The organism is Collimonas silvisoli (genome assembly GCF_018305005.1).
GTDB classification, from domain to species: domain Bacteria; phylum Pseudomonadota; class Gammaproteobacteria; order Burkholderiales; family Burkholderiaceae_D; genus Collimonas; species Collimonas silvisoli.
This window is the reverse complement of the sequence record NZ_JAGQEG010000177.1, coordinates 1-4600: the sequence shown is the minus strand read 5'-3', so window position 1 is coordinate 4600 and position 4600 is coordinate 1. Positions and strand designations below refer to the sequence as shown.

5 protein-coding genes and 1 tRNA gene are annotated in these 4600 nt (G+C 58.8%); 2 read left to right on the top strand and 4 right to left on the bottom strand.

Annotated elements, in window-relative coordinates; translation table 11 throughout:
- Positions 1-203 (top strand): hypothetical protein (locus tag KHU33_RS25445; protein WP_211468233.1); only part of this gene is annotated, 203 nt, incomplete at its 5' end.
- On the opposite strand, the gene KHU33_RS25440 is transcribed toward KHU33_RS25445, so the two are convergent.
- The 3 genes from KHU33_RS25440 to mutL all read right to left on the bottom strand — a co-directional run bounded on the left by KHU33_RS25440 (position 182) and on the right by mutL (position 3134).
- A tRNA-Met gene (locus KHU33_RS25440) sits at positions 182-258 on the bottom strand. The genes KHU33_RS25445 and KHU33_RS25440 overlap by 22 nt on opposite strands.
- A gap of 86 nt (positions 259-344) precedes the next feature.
- On the bottom strand, positions 345-1250 hold the full coding sequence (gene miaA, locus KHU33_RS25435; protein WP_211468231.1) for a tRNA (adenosine(37)-N6)-dimethylallyltransferase MiaA: 906 nt from the start codon (positions 1248-1250) through the stop codon (positions 345-347).
- A 15-nt stretch (positions 1251-1265) separates the two neighbouring features.
- Positions 1266-3134 (bottom strand): DNA mismatch repair endonuclease MutL, encoded by a 1869-nt coding sequence (gene mutL / locus KHU33_RS25430; protein ID WP_211468228.1) that lies wholly within the window; start codon positions 3132-3134, stop codon positions 1266-1268.
- A gap of 140 nt (positions 3135-3274) precedes the next feature.
- On the opposite strand from mutL, the gene KHU33_RS25425 reads away from it, so the two are divergent.
- Complete coding sequence (locus tag KHU33_RS25425) at positions 3275-3919, top strand: VTT domain-containing protein (RefSeq protein WP_211468226.1); 645 nt, start codon at positions 3275-3277, stop codon at positions 3917-3919.
- Positions 3920-4009: 90 nt separating this feature from the next.
- Here the strand turns inward: KHU33_RS25425 and KHU33_RS25420 are convergent.
- Positions 4010-4600 (bottom strand): N-acetylmuramoyl-L-alanine amidase (locus KHU33_RS25420; protein WP_211468224.1); only part of this gene is annotated, 591 nt, incomplete at its 5' end.

The following is a 4600-nucleotide window of genomic DNA, read 5'->3' as shown; positions in this document are numbered from 1 at the left end:
TCTCCCTAAGTTTTGGATTTAGCCCGCAGCCGCAAGGTTGGCGGGCTTTTTTTTACGCCTGTACAGCCCAAGAAATCGGATGTCAATGGATGCGAAAACCGCTCAGCAAACAAAAAACCCGCATCAGCACAAGGCTAGAGGCGGGTTATTGTACGTTACTGGACTTCTTCAAACGTGTTCTTGGTGGTGATAGGTGGACTTGAACCACCGACCCCAGCATTATGAGTGCTGTGCTCTAACCAACTGAGCTATATCACCAATGAAGCCGTAAATTATGAAGCATTTCGCTAAATCCTGTCAAGAAAAACAGGTTTGCGATGCTTTTCAAGGGCAATTTTGTGGCGTTATCGCTGTTTCAGGGCGGTTGTTACCGTCGCTAGCACGGTATCGGCAACATGTTCGCCGATACAGTCAATCACGATCCGCTCCGGCATCGAGCGTAGCCAGGTCAACTGGCGTTTGTACTCCCAGGTTTGGCGATAGCCGACGCAACGCATCGACGGCAGGCCGAGGTGCAGGTCGCCGCGGGCGCGCAGTTCCTCTACTTCTCGTATCAAGCCGCCGCTTTGTAAATCTAGCATCAGATCGAAGCGCCGGGCGATCCGCTCATGCAATATGCTGCGATCCGACGGCTCCAAGGCTATCGGCAGGATATCGAACGGCAGTTCCGGCGCCGGCCGGTCGGTCAGCAGCGAGGACATGGTCTGGCCGCTCAGTTCGATGATTTCGAGAGCGCGCTGGATGCGCTGGCTGTCGTTGGGTTTCAGGCGGGCGGCGGTGACCGGGTCGAGCTGCGCCAGTTTGGCGTGCATGCCGGGTACGCCGATCAGGGCGGCTTCGGCATCCAGCCTGGCGCGCAGCTGCGGATCGGCTTGCGGCAAGGCGTCGAGGCCATCGCGCAGGGCCTTGAAATACAGCATGGTGCCGCCGACCATCAGCACTAGTTTGCCGCGTGCATGGATATCAGCCGATAGGCGCAGTGCGTCGTCGCGGAATTGCATGGCTGAATAGGATTGCGTCGGCTCCATGATGTCGATAAGGTGGTGCGGCGCTGCGGCCAGTTCGCTGCGGCTGGGCTTGGCGGTGCCGATGTCCATGCCGCGATACACCAGGGCCGAATCGACCGAGATGATTTCAGAAGGAATATGGCGTGCGATTTCCAGCGCGGCGGCGGTTTTGCCGGAAGCGGTTGGCCCCATGATGGCGATCACCAGCGGCTTGGCTGTGGATGGTGCAGATTGTGATGACATGCTGCTGGTATTGTCCTATTGGCCACGCAAGAATAATTTATCCAGATCCGACAGCGCCAGCTGACTCCAGGTGGGGCGGCCGTGATTGCACTGGTCGGCGCGTTCGGTGGCTTCCATTTGCCGCAGCAAGGCGTTCATTTCCGGCGCCGACAGACTGCGGTTGGCGCGCACGGCGGTATGGCAGGCCAGGGTGCCGAGCAGTTCATTACGACGCTCGACCAAGACCCGCGAGCCGCCGAATTCGCGCACGTCGCGCAACACATCGCGCGCCAGCGTCTGCGCGTCGGCGTTTTTCAGCAGTGCCGGGACCGAGCGCACGGCCAGCGTGGTGGGCGAGATCGCGGCGATATCGAAACCCAGCGCTTGCAGGGTTTCTTGATTTTCTTCAGCGGTGCCGACTTCCACCGCATCGGCAAAGAAAGTGACCGGGATCAGCAGCGGCTGCACTTGCATCGCGTCCTCATCCAGCGCGCCTTTCAGTTGTTCGTACAGAATCCGCTCGTGGGCCGCGTGCATGTCGACCAGCACCAGGCCCTTGGTATTTTGCGCGAGTATATAAATGCCGTGCAACTGAGCCAGCGCGAAGCCGAGCGGGAAGTCGTCGCTCGGCAGCGATTGGCTGGCAGCTTGCGGTGCTGCCGGGTAGCTGGCAGCGCCACCGTTGGCGGGGCGCTCATTGCCGGCAAACAGCGCGCCGTAATTGGCCGTGGTTTGCGCCACGCCATTGGTGGCGGGTGCAAACTGCGGCCCGAATGAAGTTTGCTGCTGCGGCACTTGCAGGTTGGGTTGCAGGATCGCTTGCAGATGCTCTTGCGAGCCCCGTATCCACGGCATCGCGCCGCTGGGTGATGGCAATGGCGCAGGCGTCGCACCGAACGAGGTGGCGGAGGTCTGCGCCAGGGCGCGGCTGACGGCATGAAATACAAACTGGTGAACCGCGCGGCTGTCGCGGAAGCGTACTTCGATTTTCGATGGGTGCACATTGACGTCGACCAGCGCTGGGTCCAGGTCCAGTCCTAATACATACGACGGGTAGCGGTCGCCATGCAGCACGTCCTGATAAGCGGCGCGTACCGCATGCACCAGCAATTTGTCGCGCACGAAGCGGCCGTTGACGTAGAAATACTGGGCGTCGGCACGCGCCTTGGAGGCGGTCGGCAAGCCGACAAAACCGTGCAAGCGCAGCGGTCCGGCGGCTTCATCCAGCGCCAGGCGGGCATTGGCAAATTCGTTGCCGAGAATGCTGGCGCTGCGTTTGGCGATCTCGGTGATATTCCAGTGGTCGACGGTCTTGCCGTTATGCGTCAGCGAAAAAGACACATCCGGCCGTGCCAGCGCAATACGCCGCACTACTTCGGCGCAATGGCCGAACTCGGTCTGGTCCGATTTGAGAAACTTGCGTCTGGCCGGCGTATTGAAATACAGATCCTGGACGTCGACGGTGGTGCCTTGGGCGCCGGACGATGGCGTCACGGCCAGCGTGCTGCCGTCGATTTCCGAGGCGTGGCCGGCGTCGGCGGTGCGTGAGGTCAGCGTCAGTTGCGACACCGAAGCGATAGACGCCAGCGCTTCGCCACGGAACCCCAGCGTGGCGACATTTTCCAGATCATGCAGCGAACTGATTTTTGAAGTCGCGTGACGCGCCAGCGCCAACGGCAGTTGTTCCGGTGCGATGCCGCGGCCGTTATCGGTGATGGCGATGCGTTTGACGCCGCCTTGTTCCAGCCGCACGGTGATTTGGGTAGCGCCGGCATCCAGCGCATTTTCCAGTAGTTCCTTGACTACGGCGGACGGCCGTTCGACCACTTCGCCTGCCGCAATTTGCGAAATCAGGTTGTCTGGCAGTTGCTGGATAGCGCGGGGGGGGGAGAGCGGTGCATTCATGCGGCGATTATACCGAAGCACAAGGCCGCTGCAGGAGTTAGCGCCAGCCAGGGGCGCCGTCGCCGGCACAAACAATTGCCGGATCTGGCTTTTTGCCATCTTGGGTAGTGTATTATTCCGGCGCTACCTGAGGAAAAATTATGGACTTTATGCAATTCGTCGACATCATCCTGCATGTCGATAAATCTCTTGGCTTCCTGATTAAGGAATATGGCAGCCTGATCTACATGGTGCTGTTCCTGATCGTTTTTTGCGAAACCGGCCTGGTGGTGCTGCCGTTTTTGCCCGGTGATACGCTGCTGTTTATCGGCGGCGCGTTTTGCGCAAGCGGCGAGATGAACATCTGGGCGCTGATGGGTTTGCTGATTATTGCAGCCACCACCGGCAATACGCTGAACTATTGGATAGGCAGCCTGATCGGGCATAAGGTCTATACCCACGATTATCGATGGCTGGACAAGAATGCCTTGCAAAAGACTCATGCTTTTTATGAGCATCACGGCGGCAAGACCATCATCCTGTCGCGTTTCGTGCCTATCGTGCGGACTTTCGCGCCGTTTGTGGCCGGCGTGTCCGAAATGACTTTCTCCAAATTCCAGTTCTTCAATATCACCGGCGCCTTGCTATGGGTGGTCGGCCTGGTTTCGGCCGGTTATTTCTTCGGCAATATTCCTGTCATCCGCGATCACCTGAACACGATTGTGTTGATCGGGGTTGGCGCAGCGGTGGTGCCGGTGGCGCTGGGCGGGATGTGGAAGTTCTATAGGAAAATGCGCGGCGCATAAGTACCGCCGACGCTAAATAACACAGGGCGCGCTGCAAGGTTTTGCAGTGCGCCCTTATCGTTTCAAGAGTATGTCGTCTTAAGCCGCGGCTCAGGTCAAGCGATTCCTTGCCAGCGGCGGATTGTGGGCAAAATACTTCTTGATCCCTTTCAGTACCGCATCCGCCATTTGATCCTGATAAGCGTTGTCGGTCAGCCTGGCTTCTTCTTCCGGATTGGAAATGAAGGCGGTTTCAATCAGGATGCTGGGGATGTCCGGCGCTTTCAGCACTGCAAAACCGGCTTGTTCCACCGCACCCTTGTGCAGCTTGTTGATGCCGCCGATTTCACTCAAGACTGCGCTGCCGAGTTTCATGCTGTCATTGATTTGCGCCGTGGTCGACAAATCCAGCAGCACGCTGGCCAGTTGGCGATCATGGCTTCTGATGTTGATGCCGCCGATATCGTCGGCCGAGTTTTCCTTGTTGGCCAGCCAGCGCGCAGCGGTCGAGCTGGCGCCTTTTTCCGATAAGGCAAACACTGAGGAACCGCGCGCGGTCGGTGTCACAAAGGCGTCGGCATGGATCGAGACGAACAGGTCGGCCTGCACCTTCCTGGCTTTTTGCACGCGCACGCCGAGCGGCACGAAAAAATCGGCGTCGCGGGTCAGCATCACCCGCATGTTCGGCTGTTGCTCGATTTT